The organism is Anatilimnocola aggregata (genome assembly GCF_007747655.1).
Taxonomy (GTDB): Bacteria; Planctomycetota; Planctomycetia; order Pirellulales; family Pirellulaceae; genus Anatilimnocola; species Anatilimnocola aggregata.
In genome coordinates, this window is record NZ_CP036274.1 from 5,109,150 (window position 1) to 5,131,795 (window position 22,646).

Below are 22,646 nucleotides of genomic sequence, written 5' to 3' on the forward strand. Positions count from 1 at the left end.
CGCGTCGTAAGTCGTTACTGCACCGGGATGTGCGCATGGTTTTCGGTGCTCCACGCGCACGTGCGCCGGGGAAAAGAAAGGTCTTCCTTTCTTCCCCGGAGTCGCTCGGATGCACGCATTAGCTGGTTGGTCTCCCTCGCTTCCTCTTACTGACGATGATGCCTTGTTGATTCAGCAGAGGTTCATTCTGCGCAAGGTTCAAACGAGCAGTCGTTACTGGCCCCAGCCAGTCGACACGGAGGGCTACGCACAAGAACTGTTGGCTTATGTGCTGGCCCGGCTACACCGGTTTGATCCGGACCGGGGGCCGGCCGGTCTCTTCATTAGCCGACTCGTTGATCAGCAGCTTGCGGTGATCCGCCGGAAGCACCTCCGGCGTAAGGACCGTCCCCGTGGCGGCGAGAACGGCGACGTGCTGCCCGGGCTGCGAGTAGTACCTGGCCATGACAACGACGATCTGGCCATCGATCTTAGGCAGGTACTGGCAACGCTTACGCCCGAAGAGCGGAATCTCTGCCAATGGGTATCAGAGCAGTCCAACACACGTGTTGCCGAACAGTGCGATGTCTCCCGCAGCACCCTGTACCGACGCCTCAGGGTGATTCGTCAGCGCTGCGAAGACCAAGGTCTGGCCGAATATCTGAAATAACCTGGCACACTTGGGCGTGAGCCGCAGTACTTAATAACCAGAGAAATCACCGGTACCGAAGGACAAACATGCCAGCTCAACATTACCGCTATGAGTTCAGCCACGATCTCGCCATCGAAGATGTCGAAGCCAGCCTCTTGCTCGCCATCATGGCGGCCGAGTCACTGTTTGGTGAATCACAGACGCGGCTCGAAGCACGCCATTTTTTAGACGTTGATCAGCGGGCCTGCATCGTCGATGTGTCGACATCGGTCGGCGACAGCTTCAACAAACTGTTTACCGGGTTCCTCACGCGCGAGTGTGGGCCCGATTCGTTTACGGTGCGGCCGGTGCGATCTGCGGATCGCAGCACCGCATAAGGAGTTCCGCACTGCGGAAGGCAGGGATGAGGGAAGCAAATCATTGCATTGCCGATGCTGTTCGGTTCCTGACGACGCTGTTCGAGCCGCAGGATATTGTTCTCTACCGTCCCATCGAAACTTGGGAGGAGAACGGCAAGAAGTGCTCGAAGACACTCTTCAAGCAGACGTATCATCGCGTCGCCACGCCGGACCTGGTGGGATACACCGTTGAGCAGCTGCTCGCGGTTTCCGAAGCCGAGAATGCCAATGTGTTCTTCGGGGTCGCACCGCGATTCGGGGATAAGGGGCGGTTCGATCTGGCGTGGCAAGTCCGGACCGTCCGCGCAATATGGGTCGACATCGACAAGATCACCGCCGAGGAACTCGCGGAGCGTTTGGCGAATTCAGAGTTGCCGCCGCCTTCCATTTCTGTCGCCAGCGGCAATGGTTACCACGTGTATTGGCTGTTGAGCGAGCCCTACTTAATCGACGATGTTTGCGATCCTGCCCCAGTTGAAACTGAGTGGATCCGGAAGGACGGCAAGAACAAGCCGAACAAATACATCATCGATGCCAGCGGCGAGCGGATCGAGCTCACAAGTCGCGCTCTCCTGCCCAAGCTGAGCCCCAAGGCACTCCACCTCCAGGACGTCATGAAGGGGCTGGCGTCGAAACTCAGCGGCGACCATACGCATGATTTGTCCCGAATCCTGCGAGTGCCCGGAACGCTCAACCGCAAGAACCAGCGCAAGGGTGCCGCGCCAGTTCCTTGCCGGCTGGTCGAGTTGCATGCCGACCGACGTTACTCGGTATCTGAGTTCGAACATCTAGCGGCCTGTAGTCCAGACCGCGAAAAGCGGGATGCGGTCGCCAAGATGCCGCTCCCCGCGAAACGTAATCTCTCGGCGTCGAAGCAGGACGAACTTGCTGCCGCTGTTGTACGGGCACGCTTGGCGAAGAAGGGGGACCGGAGTGCAGCAGACTTCTCCGTCTGTTGCGAAGCGATTCGCAATGGCGTGCCCAAGGAAGAGTTCTGGCCCCAGGTTGCTGACGTCAGCAAGTTCCAGGAACGCGGCCGGGACTATTTCGAGCAGACCTGGGAAGCAGCGGCCGACGAGATCCGCCTGGAGTTATACGAGGAACTGAACGGCAGCGACGACGAATCCGAGGAAGACGGCGACAATGGTGTCGTTCCGAAGGTTACTGCGCAAATTTGCGAAGAGAATCACTTCGCCCAAGACCAGGGAATGAAGCTGTATCGCTTCGACCACGGTGTCTATCGACCCAAGGCTGAAGAATACGTTCGCCGGCAAGTGAAGCGAGTTCTGCAGGATTGGGGCAAGTCACAACTGTGGACGCCAACGCTGGCGGAGCAGGTGATCGAATACATCCGCGTGGATTCACCTGTCCTCTGGGAAAGCCCGCCGTCGGACGTACTCAACGTGCAGAACGGACTGCTCGACATCGCCACGCGCCAGCTCAAGCGGCACCAACCGACATTCATGTCGCCGGTTCAATTGCCGGTTCGCTTCGATCCGGCGGCGACTTGCCCGAGCATCGACTCATTCGTCGCCGACGTGTTTCCTGTGGACGCGCGTGATCTGGCGTGCGAAATCCCCGCCTATTTGATGCTGCCTGACAACTCATTCCAAAAGGCGATTCTTCTCACAGGCGCGGGAGGTAACGGTAAGTCGACGTACTTAGCAATGGTGTCGTCGTTCATCGGTAGTTCGAACACCTCGAGCATATCCCTGCACAAGCTGGAGTCGGATCGGTTCGCAGCTTCACGCATCATGGGGAAACTAGCCAACATCTGTGCTGACTTGCCGACCGAGCACTTGGCCGGGACCAGCGTGTTCAAGTCCATTACCGGCGGCGACAAAATTACCGGGGAATACAAATTTAAGGACAGCTTTGATTTCACTCCATTTTGCCGGCTTGTCTTCTCGGCAAACTCGCCACCGCGCTCAACCGATTCATCTCAGGGATTCTTCGAGCGATGGCTCGTCATCCCATTCGATCGCTCGTTCCGCGGTTCGACGGAAGAAATATCGCGCAAGGTTCTCGACGCCAGGTTGTCTTCTCCGGCCGAGTTATCCGGCTTGCTGAACAAGGCACTCGACGCCTTGCCACGCATTGCCAAACAGAATGGCTTCACTCAGTCGGAAAGCACGCAGGCAGCTTGGAACGAATTTCATTCGACCACTGATCCGCTCGCCGGCTGGCTCGATCGCGCCACAGTGGAGTCTAGCGAGGCACTGGTTCCTAAGAAGAAGTTGTTGATCGCCTTCAACGACTACCTGGGAACATTGGGGCGGCCGGGAATGCCCGATTCGGCATTTGGCAAATCGTTAAAAAGGCATCGTCCAGCGGTCGAGGCGAAGCAACGCACTTTAAGTGGGGAACAGCAATGGTGTTATGTCGGAATTGGGTTAGCCGCACAGTGAAAAACAGGTTCACAGGGTTCACAAGGACACCAGGGAAACACCTATCTAAACTAATCACGCGACCTTTGATAATCAGAGATGGAAGTGAGGGGTGCTGGGGAAATAACAGATTGGATAACCCTGGTGTCCCTGTGATGCCTGTGAAGTCCCGTTGCGGGCTATTCACCGACCCGAACAACCAGTTCCAAGCGGCCATCGCTCTCGACGGCGCTAGTCTCGATCAGGTGCCCTTCGTCCAGGTCAACGATGGCCGAGTCATGCAACAACCGCCGGGCTGCTTCCCGAGCAGTCTTGCCGCCGTACCCGAGCTCCGGGCTATGAGCCAGGCTGGCCGACCAATGGCCATGCGTCTGCGTTATCACAACGTGCAGCTCTCTGTGCTTCATTCAATCACCATTCTCAAGAACGGAATCTGAACATGCAAATTGAACCCCAGTCGAATCATGACGTCAAACATCCGACCAGTCAGTGCATCGATTGGTACAGCGAGGGCGAGACGCGCGTTGTACGAGTCGATGGTGTCGAGGTGCGGATCCGATTCATTGGTCGGAAGGGGCGGCGAGGCCGGATTCTGGTGGAGGCGCCGGCGGGGGCGGTGATTGAGCTAAGCACGGCACGAAGCGGAAACGAGGGCTGTTTCTTTTGAGTTCAGGATGTCGTACAAGACTTTGGCCACCTTCGATACAGAGATGGCCGGGACAAACTTCTAGCAGGTTCATCGAAATTAATGCTCCCTGTCGATCTCGACAGAGAAGTCGATTATTGCCTTGAGACTTTGTTCCTTCAAATCCTCTCCAGACTTTCCGTCAACACGAACAACAATGTCGTACAGGGCTCCGGTGTTAGGGAATGCGAACGAGTGCAATAATTCGCCCCCAAACAGCTCGTTATTTCGGATCTCGCTCAGCGATGCCGCTTTGACCGACAGAATTTTGCGGGTATCGCCTTCCGGTAAACTAAACACTCGGATTTGTCGTGATGACTGAATGTGGGTTGCCCCCCTATAGCTGCGGTCATTTTCACACTCTCTCGTGCCAAGTGTGATCGCGAGCATAACATGACGCTGATCAGACGATACAGCCAACGTGTAGCTCAGATCGACGGCCGTCCAGTCATTGCTAAATACTTCTTGATCGTCACGGATCAAGCGGGCATCTTGACCTGTCAATTCAACGGGAAGTTTAGCAATTAAGACGGTTTCCTCGCACTTCTTTCTTTTGGTCACGATTTGGCCAGCGAATTCCGCGGTGCGGTAGTCGGCCATAGGTTCGTTATCAAACGCGAAACGCACTTCAAATGAGATCGGAACGGCAGCGGTTTGGGCATCAAACACGACTGTATCCGCCAGGAATTGGTTTACATTGTTGAGGAAGGCTTCGGGACCGCCGGTAACGGTTGCCCCCAAAACGGGACTTGCCTTACCGCCAATAATGACGGCCTCTGCCTCCATCGAATGAAATATCCTCTTTTGTTCGTCGTCGAGGTGGCCGTCCACCTTGAGTCCAAACCCGCTCGCCTGAACTCGCAATGTCCGTTTCAATTCTTCTTCGGTCGCCGCTGCCGACAGCACGATCACCGCACGGCGCCCGTACTTCACGCTTCGCACAAAGCCGATCTCCCCGTATTCCTTCATCTTGCTCAAAATATACTTCGCGAGAATCGGATCGGCATCCAGCGAAGTAGCCGGCGACATACCATCAATCTGGGTAATGTCGGCAACGATCGTGTAATAAGCCTCCGAGAGACTCAGCACGGCAAATGAACGCCGTTCGGAGCCAACCGCTTTCCTGCTTGCACTGAATTGAACTCCCCATCCACCGACAGACAACCCGGACTCGCTCAGTGCTTTTTCCAGGCTAGCACCATACGTAATTTTCAAACTCGACTTCTGCGCCGGGCGTGTGAGTTGCTGAATGATCGGCGCGGCCGCCCGTTGAAAACCAAAAAAAGTACCATCATGAACGAAGGTGGTCCTTTTACTTTGTGCTCCGACTAGTACTGTCGGCACTTCGGCCATCGGTGCCTTGCCTTGCACGGGTACAAACCTTCCTTCCCGCAGTGGCCCGACAAAGATGCGTGATCCCGGATATACAAACCCATCGTCGTTACCGAAAAGTACCCATTCCCGGACCTCCGTCATGGTGTTGGAAATCTGCTCCTCAACCGTGAGGTAGTATTTTCCGTCCTTGACCTCCTTGATCACCGGTGTTCTGCTGGTCGGCTTCGGCGTTACGGCCTTAGTTGGGCGATGGTGCTTCAGAATGGTTTGTAGCTCCAAATACTTGGAGCTACTCGTCTGCGGAGTATCAGTAGAAACTGCTTGCGCAGCCGACCCTATGGGTGCATCTGAAGGCGGCAGCTCAAACGCAAATACACCAGTTGCCAGCGACAGGCCAGCGAGTGAAAAAAAAGCTCGGCGCTGTACGGTTTGGCAAGACAGTTCTTTCATATTGGGAAGGACCATATCTACCCAGCCGTTACGATTGAAGAGTGTCATGTGCAAGACTCCTGATCAGGACGGATCGATTGGACTGAAGTTGGTCCGAGTTGCTCGAGCCGTCACAATAAAAAAGGCCGCCAAAGGGCGGCCTTGCGGACAAAGTTTTTATTGGCGTCAAGTCTGCTTATGCCACATGTGTTCTCGGTCGGTGAACACATTAGGGTCACCCACCCCGCAAATGGCATTCACTTTTTGCAACCGACTCTCACGAGAAGTCTGCTTGTGGCAGATCGAAATAAGTTCGGCGTAAGCCTCATCACGATCTAAGCCAGATACGGTTACATCGGCGTGCCGCGACGCGGACACATCGACAGATGCAACTGTATTAATAGCTAGCAAGAGAACAACCCCAGAATAAAGCAGCCACCACACTACAAGCATGAGAGATGGCTCGCGTGCAATTCGCCTAGCAAGTGTGTTCTTAGTTGTCCTCTCGTCAATTTCGATGCACTTCGCCTTGGCTTCGTACTCGCGGTCAAAAATTGTCTGATCCATAGTAGCGAGTCGGCCCCGAATCACGTTGATGCTTGCTTCGCGGTTCTCCGGATCGGATTCCGTCAGCAACCATGCTACCAAGGCTTTCAGCGGCATCTTCGCGGGCACTAGCGGTCCTAGCAAGGACGCTCGGTGCCGCAAATCTTCTGCCGTGAAATCGTCTGGTTTCGACTTTTCCGCAGCCTCGGCGAACTCAATTGACTCGGGCGAGATATCACTCTGGTTAACCACCTTCTGAACCGCTTTCTCCGAGACAGCGATTGCCTTGCGCTCGCGATCCTTTAGGAACTCGTCGTAGGTTTTACCAAGCAACTCCCCTGATCGACGTGCCCGTTGTTGGTGCAGGCGAATTTCCTTTGCTTCGAAGTCCCATTCGCGGCGGTCAGAAATATAGTTTGGGCGGTCATGGCGGTGACCTTCGAGTTCAGCAATTTGTTCTTCCAGTGACAAATCGGCGGTAGTGCAAAAGGGCGATTCGTTTGCACGCATGTGTTTAACTAAAAATGCCCATCCCGCATTGTAGATATCTCCCCACCGCAGAATAATTTGATCGTGCCACGAATTTGAAAGCTTGTCGGCCTCACGAAGTGCCGTTCTAAACGCGAATTCGTGAACGCACCTAAGAAGGTGTAAGAATAGTTCCTTGCGGGCCTGGCCAATTACGGTGTTGTCAAAAAGAGAGCCACATTCGGTGCAAACGGATTCATGCATCCTGTTTAGCATCTCTTTAAGTTGCGGGATTGTGCGGCGAACCTTACCTGGCATTTCAGAAGTCCTTAAAGAGGGGTGTTTGAGCCACGGGTTTTGTCGAGCCAGTTTTTCAATCGAGGTACCAACTCCAGTTCAGTTGACAGCATGTCTGCATATTCAGGTTCAAGTTCAAGCAGCGTCACCCATACCGTGTCGAGCGTCCCATCATTAGCGAAAGCGGGTAGGTCCCGGAGAACTTTTAGCCCCATGGCTCGGTGCTTTTCGCTCCCTTCGAGTAAAGAGGCGATAGCATAATTGGACCAGAAGCCTTGGTTCCGGGGATCAATCACGATCGCATTTGTGACATACCTCAGAGCCTCGGCGTATTCGCCTTCAACTCGCAGATAGTGCTCGCTGATATTGAAGTTTGAAACCGCCTCCATCCAAGAGTTGGTACCCTGGACAATTTCCAACGCGTCGCGGTCGCAAGAAACGCTTTCCTCAAAGTCGTTTGTTGCAAACATCCACAACCCACGCATTGTTGCAACTGCCCATTCCGGGCATGGATGGTCGCCGGGGCCTTTCCGGATGAAGCAATCCAGCTTTTGCTCAATAATTGTTCGCAGTGTTGTTTGTTCGGAAGGACCGCTACTTACGAATGCCTGAATTAGCTCGATCAGTTCAGTCTGCGCCGGCGTCTTTGTGTACAACGCCAGAATGAAGAAGTGGCGTGGGGGTTCGCCATTTGTGGCCGCCCAGTCGATTGCGCTCGCAATTGCGCGATCGACCAAATCGTCAACCGGTTGGTGGTTCATGTTTACCTCGATGAAAGGGGTTGTCTGCTCATCTGCCATATTAGAGCAGTCACGAGCCGCCGTTGCGGACAGATTTTTCTAAGGTATTCCCGTGGTTGGATTTGCGGCGCTCCGTGAGTTCCTCGGCTCAATCCGATCTCAGATACAACGCTGCCTTGGTTTCAGAGTTTCAAAATGGATCGCGGGTTTTAAAGATCTCATTCTTCGCATTCAACCCCCGCGCGAAGAAAGTCCCGCTAGCGTGACTTACTGTGGTACAATACCACCACAGCGATCGACGCGTTCTCTGGTCCGTCGATCCGCCGCCTGGGATACCCGGGCCGCACTCCGCATCTCGGAGCAACCAGCACTCACGTGCTCAAGGTATGCTCCGATGCAAATCGAACAGTGGTTGATCGACCGCGTTAAGCCGTACCCCAACAACCCCCGCGTCAACACTGACGCTGTCGCGGCAGTTGCGGCTTCGTTGAAGGAATACGGCTGGCGTCAGCCGATTGTGGTCGACCAGGACGGCGTGATCATCGTCGGGCATACTCGCTGGAAAGCGGCCAAGAAGCTCGGGTACACCGAAGTCCCCGTGCATACGGCGACCGATCTCACGCCGGCGCAGATCAAAGCGTACCGGATCGCGGATAATCAGACGGCTAACATCGCCGAATGGGACAAGCAGTTGTTGCCCATCGAACTGGCCGATCTGCAGGAGATGGATTACGACCTCACGCTGCTCGGCTTCGACCAGGACGAGTTGCAGAAGCTGATGGGGATCGAGGTCGCGGAAGGCCAGTGTGATCCTGACAGTGTCCCAGCGCCGCCCGACGAAGCGATCACGAAGCCTGGCGACCTGTGGATCCTTGGCAATCATCGACTGCTCTGTGGTGATAGCAGCAAGCCGGAACAGCTCGATCGTTTACTCGATGGCGCCCAAATCCATCTGGTGAACAGCGATCCACCGTACAACGTCAAGGTGGAGCCTCGCAGCAACAATGCTATCGCTGCGGGACTCAGTTCGTTCGCTGGTCCGAAGCATCACCAGTCGCTCGATGTGGCTCGTCATCCGGGTAAGGCCAAACCGACGCAGAAGAAGCTCCGGGCGAAGGACCGTCCACTTGCCAACGACTTCGTAACGGACGAAGCCTTCGATGATCTGCTCGATGCTTGGTTTGGCAACATCTCGCGTGTGCTGCTTCCCGGCCGCAGCTTCTACATCTGGGGCGGTTACGCCAACCTCGGTAACTATCCGCCGTTCCTCAAGAAGCACGAGCTGTACTTCAGCCAAGGCATCATCTGGGACAAGCAGCACCCGGTGCTCACGCGGAAGGACTTTATGGGCGCGTTCGAAATCGCTTTCTACGGGTGGAAAGAAGGCGCTGGCCACACGTTCCTCGGGCCTAACAACGCGACCGATCTCTGGCATGTGAAGAAGGTCAACCCGCAGAGCATGGTGCATCTGACCGAGAAGCCGGTCGAGCTTGCAGCACGGGCGATGCAGTACTCGTCACGACCGGGTGAGAACGTGCTCGATCTGTTTGGTGGCAGCGGTTCCACGCTGATCGGTGCGGAGCAGACCGGACGCAACGCGTACCTAATGGAACTGGACGTTCTCTATTGTGACGTTATCGTCCAGCGCTGGGAAAAGTTTGCCGGGCGGAAGGCAGAACGGGTCGCGTCCGCCGAGGTGGCCGCTTGAACGCCACACTTCGCAACACGGGCGGCCGGTCGCACAGTCCCGCCGTTGTCCCCATAAACGAAAAAACGCCCCAACGTGGCGAACGTGGGGCGTCGTGGGGCCAAGTCTGGCGGAGTGGGCTATCCGTTGAACGCAAAGTTGCCGCGGTCGGTCTTCTTGAACCGGGCTTCCTTCCCCTTCGTCGTGATCTCCCGCAGGATGGCGCTGTAGAGCGTGGCGTGCGGCGTCTTGCCACCGGGGCTCGTCCAATAGCCCTTCGCGGCGATGGTTTCGATCATCGCCTTGGTGTTCATTGGTTCTTTGGTCTCTTCGAGGAGCTTGGCGGCAGCGTCCAACGCCGACATCTTCTTCTCTTTCGCAGGCTTGGCCTTGGCAGGCTTCTTCGCTTTGACCTTCGTGCCCTGCGGCTCCTTGCATTTCGTACAGAAGCGTTCACCGTTCTCGTCCGTCCATTCGTGGTCGCCACCCTTGGGGCAGGTAACGATGGGCTTGGTCGCGGGCGCTTCGGGCTTGGCGGCGGGTGCCTCGGCCTTTGCCTTCTTCGCTGGCTTGGCCTTCACGGTCTTAGTGGCTGGCTTCTTCGTGCTGGACTTCTTGGACATCGTCGTTCTCCGGATTCGCAATGGATTGGCTGCCATCGTCAGGCCCGGCGAACCACCGCCGAGCTACGCCTGCGAAGGCGTTTCGGCTTAGAAACCAAGTTCGTCCATCTGCTGGTTGAAGGTCTTCACTCCGATCATGTCGAGCAGCGTGCTGCGGAACCACAGCACCTGCTGCACCGCTTGTTCGCCTTCCGGTGTAGTAGCCCGGATCGATCCCGCGGGCTGCAGCGCCATCACCAACGCCGCCACTCCCTCCGGCGAAAGGTTGTCGCGAATCACCTTCTCGAAGGCCTCTTGGTCCACCGCGCCGCTCATTCGTTCTTCGCTCATCGTTCGTTCTCCGGTTCGTGGGTAATCCGTCTGCTGACAGACACACATGAGCCATGGAATCGGGAGAACATCAAGCGGAATATGACGACAGATGCGCACAATAATGTGAATACATTATCATCTGTAGCGCACTACATACTGCACTGTACGCCACGACTATATCAGAACATGACGCCCGGAATGTGCGTAAAACTAGGCGAATACTGGTGGTTTTTCATAGGTACTTCCAGGCCGGCTCCCCCTAGCGCGCGGTCCGTAAATAGGGGAATTTTGGCAAGAGTGGCGTTATTTTCCGGCGGTAAGTAAGAATGCGCGCTAAATAGCGCCAAACACGGGGGAAACAGGGCATCGGCGCAACTTTGACCTCGGGGACGGGCCTTTCGGGGCCAATCGAGGGTAAGCGGAAACTGACACCGAATAGCGCCAAACACGGGAAATACTGCAGGTCAGTGTCAAAAAGGCATAGAAATCGAGGGTAAGCGGAAATGAGCGCCGACTCCAACACCCCCAAATCAGCCTCGGAAGCGGCCGCCCAGCGGGAAGCGGCAGCTGCCTACAAGAAGGTTTTGTCGGGCGAATCCCTCTCGAATCGCGAACAAACGGCGCTGAAGAAGTTCGAACGGGATAAGGAAGAGAAGCTCCGCTGGCAGTACTACGGCAAGATCCCGCAGAAACATTGGCGGGAGATGTCCGGGCGCCAGACGAAGGTACTCCACGAGCAAGCTGGTCTTTACGGCCTGCCCTTCGGCGGCGCGAACATCTGCCTGCCGGATGTGGTGCTGGCACTTCATAACTTCCTGGCCGCCAATGCCCGGAAGTTGGCAGCACCGGACGACGAACTGATGCAGTCGGGAGCGAATAGCCCCGCGCTCGAACGCTACCGCGAAGAACGGGCGACACTCGCCAAACTGGAAAGGCAGGAACGGGAAGGGACCTTGCTCCCTCGCGATGAAGCGCGGGATGGTCTGGGCCGGATCGCCACGCGGCTGCGCGCCGCTGGGGAACTGCTTGAACGACAGTTCGGTCCCGAGGCACGCGAGATTCTCGATGAAGCCTTGAGTGATGCAGACCGGGAGATCGAACAGGTCTTTGGAGGCACGGATGAGTCCGATCCTCAATGACCTGCGGTGGTGCATCTCCCGGGCACGGGCACCAAAACTGCGCACCATGCGGCAGTTTGCCGAGGAAGAGATCGTCATTCCGGACGGTCCCTTCGAAGGGAGACGGTTCCGCTGCGATCGCCAGCCCTACACCGCGCTCTGGCTCGATGCGGTCGATTCGGGGAAGTGGAGCCGGTTCGTTGCAACCGGACCCACGCAGTCGGGAAAGACGCTGTCGTGCTTCGTGCTCCCGCTCCTCTATCACCTGCTGGAGATCGGCGAGACGGTAATCTGCGGCTTGCCCGATATGGATATGGCCGGCGACAAGTGGCGCGAAGATATCCTGCCGGTCATTGAGCAGTCCCGGTACCGAGATCTACTCCCACGCAAAGGTGGCGGTAGTCGCGGCGGACGTGTTGATGCCTTGCAGCTTCGCAATGGTGCCACGCTAAAATTCATGTCGGGCGGAGGCAACGACAAAAGCCGGGCCGGTTTCACCTCACGGGTGGTCGTCATTACTGAGACGGATGGTCTGGACCGGCCGGGGGCTGCCAGTCGCGAGAGCGATAAGGTCACTCAGCTCGAGGCACGCACACGGGCCTACGGTAGTCGCAAGCGGATCTACATGGAATGCACCGTCAGCACTGAAGAAGGTCGGACCTGGCAGGAGTTCGATAACGGCACCCACAGTCGGATTGCACTTCCCTGTCCCCATTGCAGGCACTTCGTAACTCCCGAGCGTGAGCATCTCATCGGCTGGCAAGCGGCCGACACCCAGACCATGGCGAAGAACCAGGCTCGGTTCGTTTGTCCTCAGTGCAGCGAGCCGTGGACCGATGACCAGCGGCGGGAAGCAAACGTGCGGGGCCGTCTTCTGCATGGCGATCAGTCGGTCGATGAAAACGGTGTTGTCACCGGGGCAGATCCTGAGACGGATACCTTGGGCTTTCGCTGGTCCGCGGTCCACAATCTGTTCCTCGGTGCCGGGGATGTGGCCTCCGACGAATGGCGCGCCAGTCGAGCGACTGAAGAAGAACTGGCCGAACGGGAGATGCGCCAGTTCGTCTGGTGCATTCCAGTTGAGGCCACTAAGTGGAACCAGACACCACTGGCCGTAACCGAACTGGCTGCTCGTCATGGCAGCTGGGCGAAGGGGATCATCCCCGCAGATGCCAGGTTCCTGACCGCGGCCATCGACATCGGCAAGTATCTGACGCATTGGGCGCTGATTGCTTGGCGCGAAGGAGCGACCGGGCACTTGGTCGACTACGGGCGTCTTGAGGTTCCATCTCAGGACCTCGGTGTCGAACAGGCGGTCATGGTGACTCTGCGGCAGTTTCGCGATCTCGTCACCAACGGCTGGCCAAAGCTTGGCACCGATAAGCCGATGATCCCCGATCAGGTCTGGGTCGATGCTGGGTATCAGACCGACGTTGTCTACGCCTTCGTGCGGGAGTCGGGCAATCGCTTCCGACCGGCAGTCGGCCGTGGTGCCGCACAGCAGCGCCGCCAGAACTATCACCAGCCGACGCAGGCAACGAATACGGTCCACCACATTGGCGAAGGGTTTCATCTTGCCCTGCAGCAAGCGGCGAGCGTTTACTTGGTCGAGGCCAATGCCGATCACTGGAAGACCTGGGTGCATGCGCGCTTGAGCACTCCCCTCACGAGTCCTGGTGCGTTGACCTTCTACCAGGCAGGTCCGCACGAGCACTTGGCGCTGGCCCGCCATCTAACCGCCGAGACGAAGGTCGAAGAATTCATCGCGGGTCAGGGCGTGGTGACGCGGTGGGAACGGATTCGAAAGGACAATCACTGGCTCGATGCGATCTACAATGCCTGTGCGGCGGGCTATCTGGCGGGAGCTCGATTGATTGCCGAGCAACTACCGGAGCAGTCCCGAAGGTCTGCGGTGATCAGTTCTGGCCATACGCGAAGGGACGGCAGTCCGTGGATTGATCTCAGTCGGTGGCGGGGAATTCGAGGGAGCTAGGGTGGAGATGAAACGGTCTTAACTTTACCGATTGCTCGTCGTAGGCTGGGAAAGTCATTAGCCACGAGGCTCAGCCAATGATGAATTTGGACACATCGGGCGAACGGCGGTGAGTCGGGCCTGCCGACACCGCATTGAATGCCAATCAGCTTGATATCTTCGGCGACCCACAGGTCATTTGGCCCGATCCTGGTAATGCCTTGCCACAATCCACAACCGCTCATGCCCTTAGGATTCGGCAACGTCCCGTCACCGCACTTCAAATCCTCATGCCTGTCATAACGAAATACGATGTCGCGCGACTTTTTGAATGGGAATCGCGAGTCTTCCAAATCGCCCCATTCATCAGCGGCAAGTAGAGGAAACGCATAATTGATTGGCTGAAGGTCCACATTGCCCGACTTTGACATCCTGTGATTGTGTGGTGCTTCACTCCAATCTGGATATCCCCACAAAAATGAATTGCGTCCCGGCTGCCCTCGTCCGAAGTTGCAGATTCGATCGATCTCAATTGCTTGGTGGCCTAGACTTTCCGATGTACCAGGGACAATTGCGATGTAGCCCACGTCCATCTCGCCATTCACATTTACGCGCAATACCGACTTACCCGCTTCCTCCACGCGAGTAATTCCTTTGCGTGCCAACAGAACTTGCTGCGGCATGGCAGTTGGACACAAATCTTCTTTTAGAACATGGCCGCATGTCGCTATGAATTCTTGATTGCCGATTCGGACGAATACGCCCGTTCCCTCACGGCAATTTCTTCTTTCAAGTACGGCATAACGCAATGAACGTTCAGCAAGATTGTGCCAGATCGCGTCAAACTCGCTTCGATGCTGATCAGATTGAGCTCGTGTTTCAAGCTCACGATTCAAAAACCGTAGGACGGCAGCAATTTGGCGATCACTGACTAATCGATCTCCGGACAGAAAGCTGTTAAGACGCTTCCGATTGACGCGGCAATAATAGGCGACCGAAGAGACTGGGAGGCGAGTTTCACGCAGCAGTTTTCGGATTCTCCGTGCGGCAGGCGAGAGAGGCAAATCAGGCCCTTTCACTGACTGTTAAGGTGGATTGCACACCGAACACGGTGAGTAACTTGCCTGTGCCCGGCTGAGCGATATCGGAATGCGGCTCTTGGAAAGATGGCGGCAGCCGCCTCGATGGTATTTCTCGCCAGTTGTCGTCACGTAGACAGTCACCGTCATCTCAGTAAACGGAGCTTGCAGAGGCACCATGCTTGGCATGGGTAGCGCAGGAATGGAAGCTGCCGCATCACTCTTTCCGCTGCGGAAATCCCAGGGAGCGATTGGCCGAGAATCTCGCCAAAGACCTATCGCTTGATCGCGGGCCAAGTTTTCTGCAGCTGCGAGATTTTGGTCGGTGCTATACTTCTTGTAATGCCACGCCATCCCCTCGTTGACCAATTCGAGGTTGATGTGCCTGTTCCCGAAATACACATGGCCTAGCGTGCGGCCATATTTATCTGTCTCTTTCCACTCAACGCGAACCACCTTACCGAACACTTTCTCGGAAAGCGTTTTTTTGGCCTGAGTTCCGAATGCTTGATGACTCTCCGGCGCGTCGATCCCTTCCAGGCGGATCGTGTAGTTTCCCTTTTCTTCATCGATGAGTTTGATCGTATCGCCATCTGTGACGCCGACTGCTTTACCTAGAGCAACCTTCCCGCCAGGCAAGTACGTCGGTGGAAACTTGACCGTGTGGAGATATGCCTGGTCCGCAGCGCTGAGCTTACCGAGCGGGAGCGTGAGCAGCTTCCCGTCTTCGCGCTGAAGTTTTGCCTCGTTTGAATCCCACCTTGCCGCGACAGCGATAACGCTGAATTGCCCCGTGTCGTCCGTCCATTTCCGAAATATGTCGGGAAGTTGTTGAGGAGCAACTTGTGCAGGTTCGGCTGAGAGTGGGACATCGACATCTGGAATAACCGCAACAGGTGCCGGCGGCAGGGCGCTTTTTATGACAGCCTTGTCGCTGTAATCCGTTGTGGGACGGAACTGAAATGTCGCTTCGGCAGTAGTAGAGGGAACGGCGGCGGCCTTGACCGCCGCCCTGTGCTTTATTTCCGTCTTCTGGGGCGAGGAGAGAGATTTAACAAATGCAATTGGGCCGCCACAGCAGAAGCCCACCGCGCAAAGAACCACGACGGCTGAGGCCGTTAGAGCAGAGCTGGCTTTTGTTCGACGCCCCATTAAATGCACCTATTGAGAGGGTGTATTCTGTTCGTCGTAGGGGTGCCTGTCAAACTTTACGGAATGGCACCGTCAAGTTAGCCGAGGATTTGAGCGAGCGCATTAACGGCCGAGCGTGCTGCTTCAATACCGTGAGTACCGTTTTTGGGCCGCGATTGCAATCTTCCCACCTGCGATGGATTAGCGATCGACTCTCATCTGGTTGCCATTCAGATGCATAACAGGATAGCCGTCCATCCTGCATAACCAGGATGTCGCAGCGAATCATTTCATTTTGCGGCCCTTCTCCCATCCGGCAACTTGAGCAGGGACCGCCGCGCGTAGACAGCCTGCAGCGTTCGCCCCGTTCGTTTGGCAACTGTTGCAGCCGGCAATGTGAGGAGAAGTTCAATCTCCTTCGCAGACCAAGGAACTCTGGGGGCGGGTGCTAAGTCGCCACGAGCAGCCCAGGCCTTCCGCGCCGCTGACATCTTGGCACGTGAGGCAGCGGAGTGCTTTCGGCCAGTGTTGACCCGGCGAAGAATCTCGATAACGTGAGCCGGCCGCGGCTTACCCCGTTTCGCTGCTGCAATCTTCGCCCTTCGCTCGGGAGACCTGGCAGTCGGTGCGGTCGCTTTCACGAAGGCAGCAACGCGTTCCGGTGTCTAATGCTCGACGCGTATCAGCCGATTGCCTTCGGTATCTTCAACGCCGAGCGCTCGGCGCCATTTCCAGACAGCGCTTGTGCCCACGCCCCACCAATGCTTGATTGCGGGCACTGCCTCTTGGCGCACTGACCGGGCAAGATCACCAGTGAGCACGAGCGACAACGCCGAGCCCTTCTTCCCGACCGGCCAAGGGATGCGACCGTCTGAGATACGAAAGATGGTCACCTCGCCGCGGGCTTCGCAGTCGACCTTCTGGCCGATCTTAAAGCAGGGCGATTGATAGGGGCCGAATCGCAGTTTGGTGGGATCCACTGGCATGAGCCAGATTCTAATTTGTGCCCAGCCGCTTTTCTCGCTACCTATCCATCCGTACACTGCCGGCATGGACTGCACTCAACTCACGACGAAGCAGCTCGAAACGCTCCTTGAGCAATTGGAACCCGGCCGCCAATACCTCATGCGGCTTGAACAGCACGTTCTGAAATCTGGCTTCCCGGTTGATGACCCGCTGCGGATAAAAGTGCTTGACCTTAGAGAGCGGTCGTGCGAGGTGCACAAGTTGATTGAGCGGTTGATTGCAGCACGTCGCGGGCACTGGCTCGGCAGCACGTGGACGCCGGGCAAGGATGACCCGCCAGAGGCTAAGCAGGACTAATACGCTGAGCCGCAGGCTGAGCTACAGCCCGCAATCAACCCCTCGCCCGGTGTCAACTGATACCGGGCTTTTTCGTGTTTGCCAGGCATGTTTGCCAATTCGAGGGTGGAAGTCCCTTATCCAACCTGATGGAGGTGAAGGATCAGCGAAGCGCAAGGGCGTCGCGGTGACGCGGGGTTTGAAGGAAGCGTGGAGCAAAGTCGCGGCCTGACGCACAGGAATCGGATCGTAGGCAGTACCGGTGGGACGAGCCGCCACGAAACGGCGAAGTCCTCCATCCATCGAAGGCCGGTGCTGTAAATCCGGCGGGCGTGCGACGAAGGTTGTCAAACTTAACCTGGGAGGTCTGGCGTGTGTTTGGGAGGAACAGCCTTGCTGCTGCGACCCGAACTGATTGCTTCGCAAGGAGCGATGACCGCACGTCAGAAGTCAGCCGAGGGCATAGTAGGCGGGTGCCGCCGATCCGCTTGAGCGGGACACTGACTCGAAAGAGCAGAAACGGCCTGGGCTCACACGATCGTCGCGGTCCGTCCGAAGGCCCGAACGGTACCTCGTGCTAAACGAGGTAAATGGAGTGGCAAGTAAGTCCGAGAACTCATGGGCAGCAAACGGCAGAAAAACCAGACGCAGCAGACACAACTGCTGCTGGCCTTTGCGGGGGAAGCTGGGAGTGAATCTCCGAGCGCCCGCGACGAAGGGACCGTGCTGTCTGCGGCGAACTTGAGCACTGAACGCCCGACAGGTAGTGATCGGTTGATGGAGTGCATCTGCGACGCATCCAATCTCAACCAGGCGATTGCGAAAGTAATTGCCAACGGTGGCGCTCCCGGCGTGGATGGAATGCGTGTGACGCAACTCGAAAAGTATTTCGAGCGTCACCGCGACCGGATCGTCGGCGGGTTGCTCGCTGGGACGTATCGGCCTCAGCCGGTAAAGCGTGTGGAGATCCCTAAGCCCGACGGTGGAGTGCGTAAGCTTGGCATTCCGACGGTGGTGGATCGCGTGATCCAGCAGGCGATTCTTCAGGTGCTTTCACCGCTCTGGGACGCGACGTTTTCGGAGCACAGTTTCGGCTTTCGGCCGGGCCGGTCGGCTCACCAGGCAATCGCCCAAGTCCAGCAATATCTGGAGGAGGGGTACACCTGGGTCGTCGATTTGGATCTGGAGAAATTCTTCGACCGCGTGAACCACGACGTGCTGATGAGCCGCGTGGCTCGGCGTGTGGAAGACAAACGACTGCTGAAACTGATTCGTGCCTTCTTGAACTCGGGAGTGATGATTGAGGGGCTAACCGAGGCGACTCCGGAAGGAACGCCGCAGGGAGGCCCGCTCTCACCGTTGCTCTCGAACTTGCTGCTGGATGAACTGGATCGCGAGCTTGAGTCTCGCGGCCTGCGTTTCGCCCGCTACGCCGATGACTGCAACGTGTACGTCAAAAGCCAGCGGGCGGGACAACGTGTTCTGCAAAGCGTGACTCACTGGCTGGCCACTCAGCTCCGGCTGACAGTCAACCAGACGAAGAGCGCCGTGGACCGCCCTGGGAAACGCAAGTTCCTGGGGTTCACGTTCGCCTCCAGCAAGAAGCGGAGCATCGCACCTTCATCGCGAGCGAAGTTCAAGCAGCGAATCCGGCAACTGACCAAACGTAACCGGGGCTCGTCCTTGGAACGCGTGGTCAGCGAACTGCGCAGTTACTTGCTGGGTTGGCGAGGCTACTTCGGCTTCTGCCAGACCCCATCGGTGCTGCGTGACTTCGACAGTTGGATTCACCGTCGGTTGAGATGCTATGCGTGGAAGCAATGGCGGACTGGCCCACGCCGGTTCGCTGAACTGCGAAGGCTGGGAATCGGCAAAGACCTTGCCGCTCAAACCGCCGGCAGCCGCAAAGGCTACTGGCACCTCAGCCGCAGCCCCGCGCTGGGAATTTCGCTCACCCGAGCGTACTTCGAGGCGCTGGGCCTTCCGATGCTCTCCCCAACAACCTGAACCACCCGTTCACCCAGCCGAACCGCCGCGGTACGGACCCGTATGCCCGGTGGTGTGGGAGGGGCAGAGCCGAAAGGCTCTCCCCTATCCCGATTTCATCACCTTTAGCCTGAGTAGGCATCATGCACCACGAGAACGAGACGGAGAGATGTGGTCCTACAACGTCGATAGCCTTAGTCGTCATAGTGAGAGGTGATGAATAGCGAGCGTTACATTCCATCGCAGGACTAGTGTCCGAACATGTTCAAGCAACTGATCGTAGTCATTGGAAACGTCCATAATCAGGCAAAGTTCGGAGTACTGAGCTGGTGTTAGGCCGGGGAGGAATGATATCTCGATAACGCTGCCGTTGGCGCGAAACGAGACGGCAGACGAAATCTGAGCGCGGTCCACTAGGTATTTCCGGGATTTGGTCCGGCGCATACAAAAGCCCCCAGCGGGTCAGGCACTGGGGGGCGTTAGCAGCAGGGGCCGCTCCACCGCTAACATCACGGAATGTTTATCGGTTTCGTGAACGATTTGAACGATGCTAAAAATTCGCCTTCGGCAATGCCAGGCTTTATCGTGCGCCGGTCTTAAATCTCCAATTCCTGCGGGCAAAGGCGGACAGTTATTTCGTGTCTGTCCCAAATTCGATAACCGTGGCGAATGACGGAGCGCGGTAATACCAGTGGACGGTATCAAGAAAGATGTCAGCCACAACGACCGGGACAGCGCGACGCGAGTCAGCGTCGATCAGTTCGACACGAAACTTATCATCGCTCAGCGGAGTCCACTCGGCGGTAGCATCTTTTGTATAGCTTGCCATGCCTAAGTATGGCCTATGCTCGAAACAGACGGCTGTGATACTTTCACCGGCCGAACAATCCCTACCATTAGTCTTAGTCGCACAGTCTTACCTGCGACAGATTGACGCCCCTCGATTGTGTGGCAGAGTTACTTGTGGTGGCATGGCACAGTGTCACAACGTGAGCCTGGTTGTGTTGGCTTGGTATGGCCGACGCAATCAGGCTTTTTCTACGCGCGCAAAGAAACGATCCCAGCACCGGCAGATACTGCGGCTGAGTGCATCTCGACTGGGCAGAGCCTTGAATTAACAACTACCGGCGGGGACTCGCCAGAACCGATGATCTTACGTTTCGCCGATTGACACACCCAGCTTGCACGTAAGAGTTGATTTGCGGCGGCATTCGAGGTTGCCGCCACGATGCCTGATTGTGACGACGCTTGCAGGTGAGCGTTGCAGTCAGGCTTTTTCGTGAGCGCAGGTAGGCATTTCCCCGTTGCTAAGAGCGCGGGTGTCACCGGAGCATGCTCTTCGCTTCCTGAGCCCATTCTTTCTGCAGGCGACGGTCAATATCAGCGTCTGGGCTTGGGGCACGACGCCAGGCTTTGACCCGCCTACCTTCACCGGCACTATGCGCGTCACGATCACCCAATGAAACGCCCTTGCCACTGCGACAGTTGCCAGATTGACGAACCGTGGGTTCGACGACGCGATTGCCGCGTCTGCTGGCTCTACTGGAATGACTCGCGATACGGAGCATTGTGGGGGCGTGTTGCATGTGGCGGGATCGTCGCAAAGAGCGGCGGGCCGGGCACCGTGCTCACCGCCGTTCTCAAGAGTATCGGCGTCAACGAGATGCCTGGATGCAGTTGCAGAGCGCGGGCTCAGCAGATGGATCGCTGGGGCGTAGAAGGTTGCCGAGCGAATATAGAGACGATCTACGGCTGGATGGAAGAAGAGCGAGCATGCTGGGGTTGGGCCAAGAAGATTAGAGCAGCAGCCGCGGCATGCTCGACAGGGCTCGCGTTCCGTTTGGATACTGCCAGACCACTTAGGAGTTTGGTCGATTTAGCGATCGAGCGGGCATATCTGAACCGAACGGCCTATTGATGGTGACGCTCAACGAAGCGCTGCTCTTTGGCCGTCCGATGATTTTCAACACCGATCAAGGGTCGCAGTTCACCAGTTGCGAATTTACCTCGCGGCTGTCGCAGTCGTCGATTGCGATCAGCATGGACGGCAAAGGTCGCACGATGGACGGCGAAGGTTGTCGGCGGCGAGACAGAATAGCCAACCAGCTTTCGATGGCGTTTGAAGCTGGTAGTTATCGATCCTGCAGCGTGTCGCCCTCTTTCGCGTTGAAGTTGTTGAAGACGTCGCGACGTCTGCGAACGCCACCGGTGACATAGGTCTCGAGGATGAACAGATCGGTACCGGTACCGCCGTTGAGCGAATCGACGAAACCATCCTGACCACCATCGAGCGTGTCGTTGCCCGCATCGCCGAAGAGCATATCGGCACCATGTTCGCCCAGCAGTTGGTCGTTACCACTCCCACCGTACAGGTAGTCGTTGCCAACCCAGCCGAAGAGTTTGTCGTTGCCGGCGTCGCCATACAGCGTGTCGTTGCCATTATCGCCGTACAGGGTGTCATTACCGTCGTGGCCTTGCAACAGGTCGTTGCCATCAGCTCCTGCCAAGAAGTCGTCGCCAGTGAAGCCGAAGAGTTTGTCGTTGCCTTCTTGGCCCCACAGATAGTCGTTGCCGTCATCACCATTCAGGTCATCGTCGCCGAGGTTCCCTTCGATTCGATCATTGCCCGCTCTGCCGCGTATGTTGTCGTTGCCGCCTTGGCCGAGCATGAGGTCGTCGCCGTCACCTCCATCGAGCGTGTCGCGGCCATCCTCGCCATAGATTTGATCATTGCCGGCACCGCCGTAGATTTCATCGTTTCCTTGACCACCCCCAATGAAATCGTTGCCCCCGTTTCCCTGGATCCAGTCGTCACCTTCATTGCCGTACATCGTGTCCGCTCCACTGCCACCGTACAGCTGATCGTTGCCCGCTCCGCCCCAAACAATGCCAGTGCGGTTGGTGTTGTTCGTCCATTGATCACGGCCTTCATAGGCCAAAAACTCGACAGCGTTGATCTGCGATGCCTTGAAGTCGGTGAAATACGTTTGAGAAGGAGTGATGACTCGAGCGCGAATGATCGTTTGGTTGTAATCGAGATGATATGCCATAGCGACATCGTCGCCCGACGAGCCAAAGATGGTGATCTTGCCGTTGGCCATGGTGACTCCCGCCATGAGTTGGCGACCTTCAAGCGTTTCGAGTTGCAGGCGGCGGTTGTGGCAATGCATGGCGGCAGTCTTTCGTTGCGAGTGGTGAATACCGGCGAATGGGCCGGGCATACTTACTAACTCAACAAGCGAGACCACGACCCGACAGGCCTTTTCCGAGTTTTTGCAAGTCCTTGTAGCGCAATAGCTTGCGCCCGATATTGACGGGCTTCGCACTGGGCGAGTCGTATTATTGCGTCCCGCCAGTAGGTCGCTTGATTCAAACGGCGCTGCCGAGCACGCGATCGTTGCGATTGTCGCCGTAGACTGAAGTGCAAAACGCTCGAACAACGCGACCTGATAGCTGGCAGTAACATGAGCAACGGGATCGCCGTCAGCTCCACTACCTGCTCGACTTTGCTTCATGGCTT

Annotated in this window: 19 protein-coding genes, 1 other RNA gene and 1 pseudogene; 9 read left to right on the plus strand and 12 right to left on the minus strand. The window is 56.8% G+C overall.

Going from position 1 to position 22,646, the window contains the following annotated elements:
• The first annotated feature begins 109 nt into the window (after positions 1–109).
• The 3 genes from ETAA8_RS18980 (at position 110) to ETAA8_RS18990 (ending at position 3,437) form a co-directional block, all read left to right on the plus strand.
• A complete protein-coding gene (locus tag ETAA8_RS18980) occupies positions 110–649 on the plus strand; it encodes a sigma-70 family RNA polymerase sigma factor (RefSeq protein ID WP_145091803.1) in 540 nt (179 codons plus the stop codon).
• Positions 650–717: 68 nt separating this feature from the next.
• Positions 718–1,008, plus strand: coding sequence for a hypothetical protein (locus ETAA8_RS18985; RefSeq protein WP_145091806.1), 291 nt, complete (start codon positions 718–720; stop codon positions 1,006–1,008).
• Between the two features lie 26 nt (positions 1,009–1,034).
• On the plus strand, positions 1,035–3,437 hold the full coding sequence (locus ETAA8_RS18990; protein ID WP_145091809.1) for a phage/plasmid primase, P4 family: 2,403 nt from the start codon (positions 1,035–1,037) through the stop codon (positions 3,435–3,437).
• 158 nt (positions 3,438–3,595) lie between these two features.
• On the opposite strand, the gene ETAA8_RS18995 is transcribed toward ETAA8_RS18990, so the two are convergent.
• The 4 genes from ETAA8_RS18995 to ETAA8_RS19010 form a co-directional block, all read right to left on the minus strand.
• Complete coding sequence (locus ETAA8_RS18995) at positions 3,596–3,823, minus strand: hypothetical protein (protein ID WP_145091813.1); 228 nt, start codon at positions 3,821–3,823, stop codon at positions 3,596–3,598.
• A gap of 338 nt (positions 3,824–4,161) precedes the next feature.
• The gene (locus ETAA8_RS19000; protein ID WP_145091816.1) at positions 4,162–5,934 is read right to left on the minus strand and encodes a thiol-activated cytolysin family protein; all 1,773 of its coding nucleotides are present in this window, start codon (positions 5,932–5,934) and stop codon (positions 4,162–4,164) included.
• Between the two features lie 117 nt (positions 5,935–6,051).
• Positions 6,052–7,197 carry a cytochrome P450 family protein gene (locus ETAA8_RS19005; protein WP_145091819.1) on the minus strand — a complete coding sequence of 382 codons (1,146 nt, stop codon included), beginning with the start codon at positions 7,195–7,197 and terminating at the stop codon, positions 6,052–6,054.
• Between the two features lie 11 nt (positions 7,198–7,208).
• Positions 7,209–7,937, minus strand: coding sequence for a hypothetical protein (locus ETAA8_RS19010; protein WP_145091822.1), 729 nt, complete (start codon positions 7,935–7,937; stop codon positions 7,209–7,211).
• Between the two features lie 373 nt (positions 7,938–8,310).
• Here ETAA8_RS19010 and ETAA8_RS19015 point away from each other — a divergent pair, with 373 nt between their 5' ends.
• Positions 8,311–9,624, plus strand: a complete 1,314-nt coding sequence (locus tag ETAA8_RS19015; protein WP_145091825.1) for a DNA modification methylase — start codon at positions 8,311–8,313, stop codon at positions 9,622–9,624.
• A gap of 119 nt (positions 9,625–9,743) precedes the next feature.
• Here ETAA8_RS19015 and ETAA8_RS19020 read toward each other — a convergent pair whose 3' ends face one another.
• The 3 genes from ETAA8_RS19020 to ETAA8_RS19030 all read right to left on the minus strand — a co-directional run bounded on the left by ETAA8_RS19020 (position 9,744) and on the right by ETAA8_RS19030 (position 10,556).
• Positions 9,744–10,226 carry a winged helix-turn-helix domain-containing protein gene (locus ETAA8_RS19020; RefSeq protein ID WP_145091828.1) on the minus strand — a complete coding sequence of 161 codons (483 nt, stop codon included), beginning with the start codon at positions 10,224–10,226 and terminating at the stop codon, positions 9,744–9,746.
• Between the two features lie 23 nt (positions 10,227–10,249).
• An RNA gene (locus tag ETAA8_RS19025) (hammerhead ribozyme type II) lies at positions 10,250–10,314 on the minus strand.
• Positions 10,314–10,556: a hypothetical protein gene (locus ETAA8_RS19030; RefSeq protein WP_145091831.1), complete on the minus strand. Its 243-nt coding sequence runs from the start codon at positions 10,554–10,556 to the stop codon at positions 10,314–10,316. The genes ETAA8_RS19025 and ETAA8_RS19030 overlap by 1 nt, the downstream gene beginning before the upstream one ends.
• A gap of 485 nt (positions 10,557–11,041) precedes the next feature.
• Between ETAA8_RS19030 and ETAA8_RS19035 the strand changes: the two genes are divergently transcribed.
• Together ETAA8_RS19035 and ETAA8_RS19040 are read left to right on the plus strand one after the other, a co-directional pair.
• Positions 11,042–11,677: a hypothetical protein gene (locus tag ETAA8_RS19035; protein ID WP_145091834.1), complete on the plus strand. Its 636-nt coding sequence runs from the start codon at positions 11,042–11,044 to the stop codon at positions 11,675–11,677.
• A complete protein-coding gene (locus ETAA8_RS19040; RefSeq protein ID WP_202921086.1) occupies positions 11,658–13,649 on the plus strand; it encodes a terminase gpA endonuclease subunit in 1,992 nt (663 codons plus the stop codon). Before ETAA8_RS19035 ends, ETAA8_RS19040 begins: the two co-directional genes overlap by 20 nt.
• Here ETAA8_RS19040 and ETAA8_RS19045 read toward each other — a convergent pair.
• From ETAA8_RS19045 to ETAA8_RS19060, 3 genes are all read right to left on the minus strand, one after another.
• Positions 13,646–14,692 (minus strand): hypothetical protein, encoded by a 1,047-nt coding sequence (locus ETAA8_RS19045; RefSeq protein ID WP_145091840.1) that lies wholly within the window; start codon positions 14,690–14,692, stop codon positions 13,646–13,648. The genes ETAA8_RS19040 and ETAA8_RS19045 overlap by 4 nt on opposite strands.
• A 21-nt stretch (positions 14,693–14,713) precedes the next feature.
• Positions 14,714–15,859, minus strand: a complete 1,146-nt coding sequence (locus ETAA8_RS19050; RefSeq protein ID WP_145091843.1) for a thermonuclease family protein — start codon at positions 15,857–15,859, stop codon at positions 14,714–14,716.
• A 644-nt stretch (positions 15,860–16,503) separates the two neighbouring features.
• Positions 16,504–16,824, minus strand: coding sequence for a hypothetical protein (locus tag ETAA8_RS19060; protein ID WP_145091849.1), 321 nt, complete (start codon positions 16,822–16,824; stop codon positions 16,504–16,506).
• On the opposite strand from ETAA8_RS19060, the gene ETAA8_RS19065 reads away from it, so the two are divergent.
• Together ETAA8_RS19065 and ltrA are read left to right on the plus strand one after the other, a co-directional pair.
• A complete protein-coding gene (locus ETAA8_RS19065; protein WP_145091854.1) occupies positions 16,823–17,161 on the plus strand; it encodes a hypothetical protein in 339 nt (112 codons plus the stop codon). The genes ETAA8_RS19060 and ETAA8_RS19065 overlap by 2 nt on opposite strands.
• Positions 17,162–17,758: 597 nt before the next feature.
• Complete coding sequence (gene ltrA / locus ETAA8_RS19070; protein WP_238397424.1) at positions 17,759–19,147, plus strand: group II intron reverse transcriptase/maturase; 1,389 nt, start codon at positions 17,759–17,761, stop codon at positions 19,145–19,147.
• Positions 19,148–19,757: 610 nt separating this feature from the next.
• On the opposite strand, the gene ETAA8_RS19075 is transcribed toward ltrA, so the two are convergent.
• Positions 19,758–19,955, minus strand: coding sequence for a hypothetical protein (locus ETAA8_RS19075; protein WP_145091857.1), 198 nt, complete (start codon positions 19,953–19,955; stop codon positions 19,758–19,760).
• A gap of 1,115 nt (positions 19,956–21,070) precedes the next feature.
• Between ETAA8_RS19075 and ETAA8_RS19080 the strand changes: the two are divergent.
• A pseudogene (locus ETAA8_RS19080) lies at positions 21,071–21,193 on the plus strand (IS3 family transposase); the annotation flags it as partial.
• Positions 21,194–21,258: 65 nt separating this feature from the next.
• Here ETAA8_RS19080 and ETAA8_RS35725 read toward each other — a convergent pair.
• On the minus strand, positions 21,259–22,347 hold the full coding sequence (locus tag ETAA8_RS35725) for a calcium-binding protein (RefSeq protein WP_315851574.1): 1,089 nt from the start codon (positions 22,345–22,347) through the stop codon (positions 21,259–21,261).
• Positions 22,348–22,646: the final 299 nt, after the last annotated feature.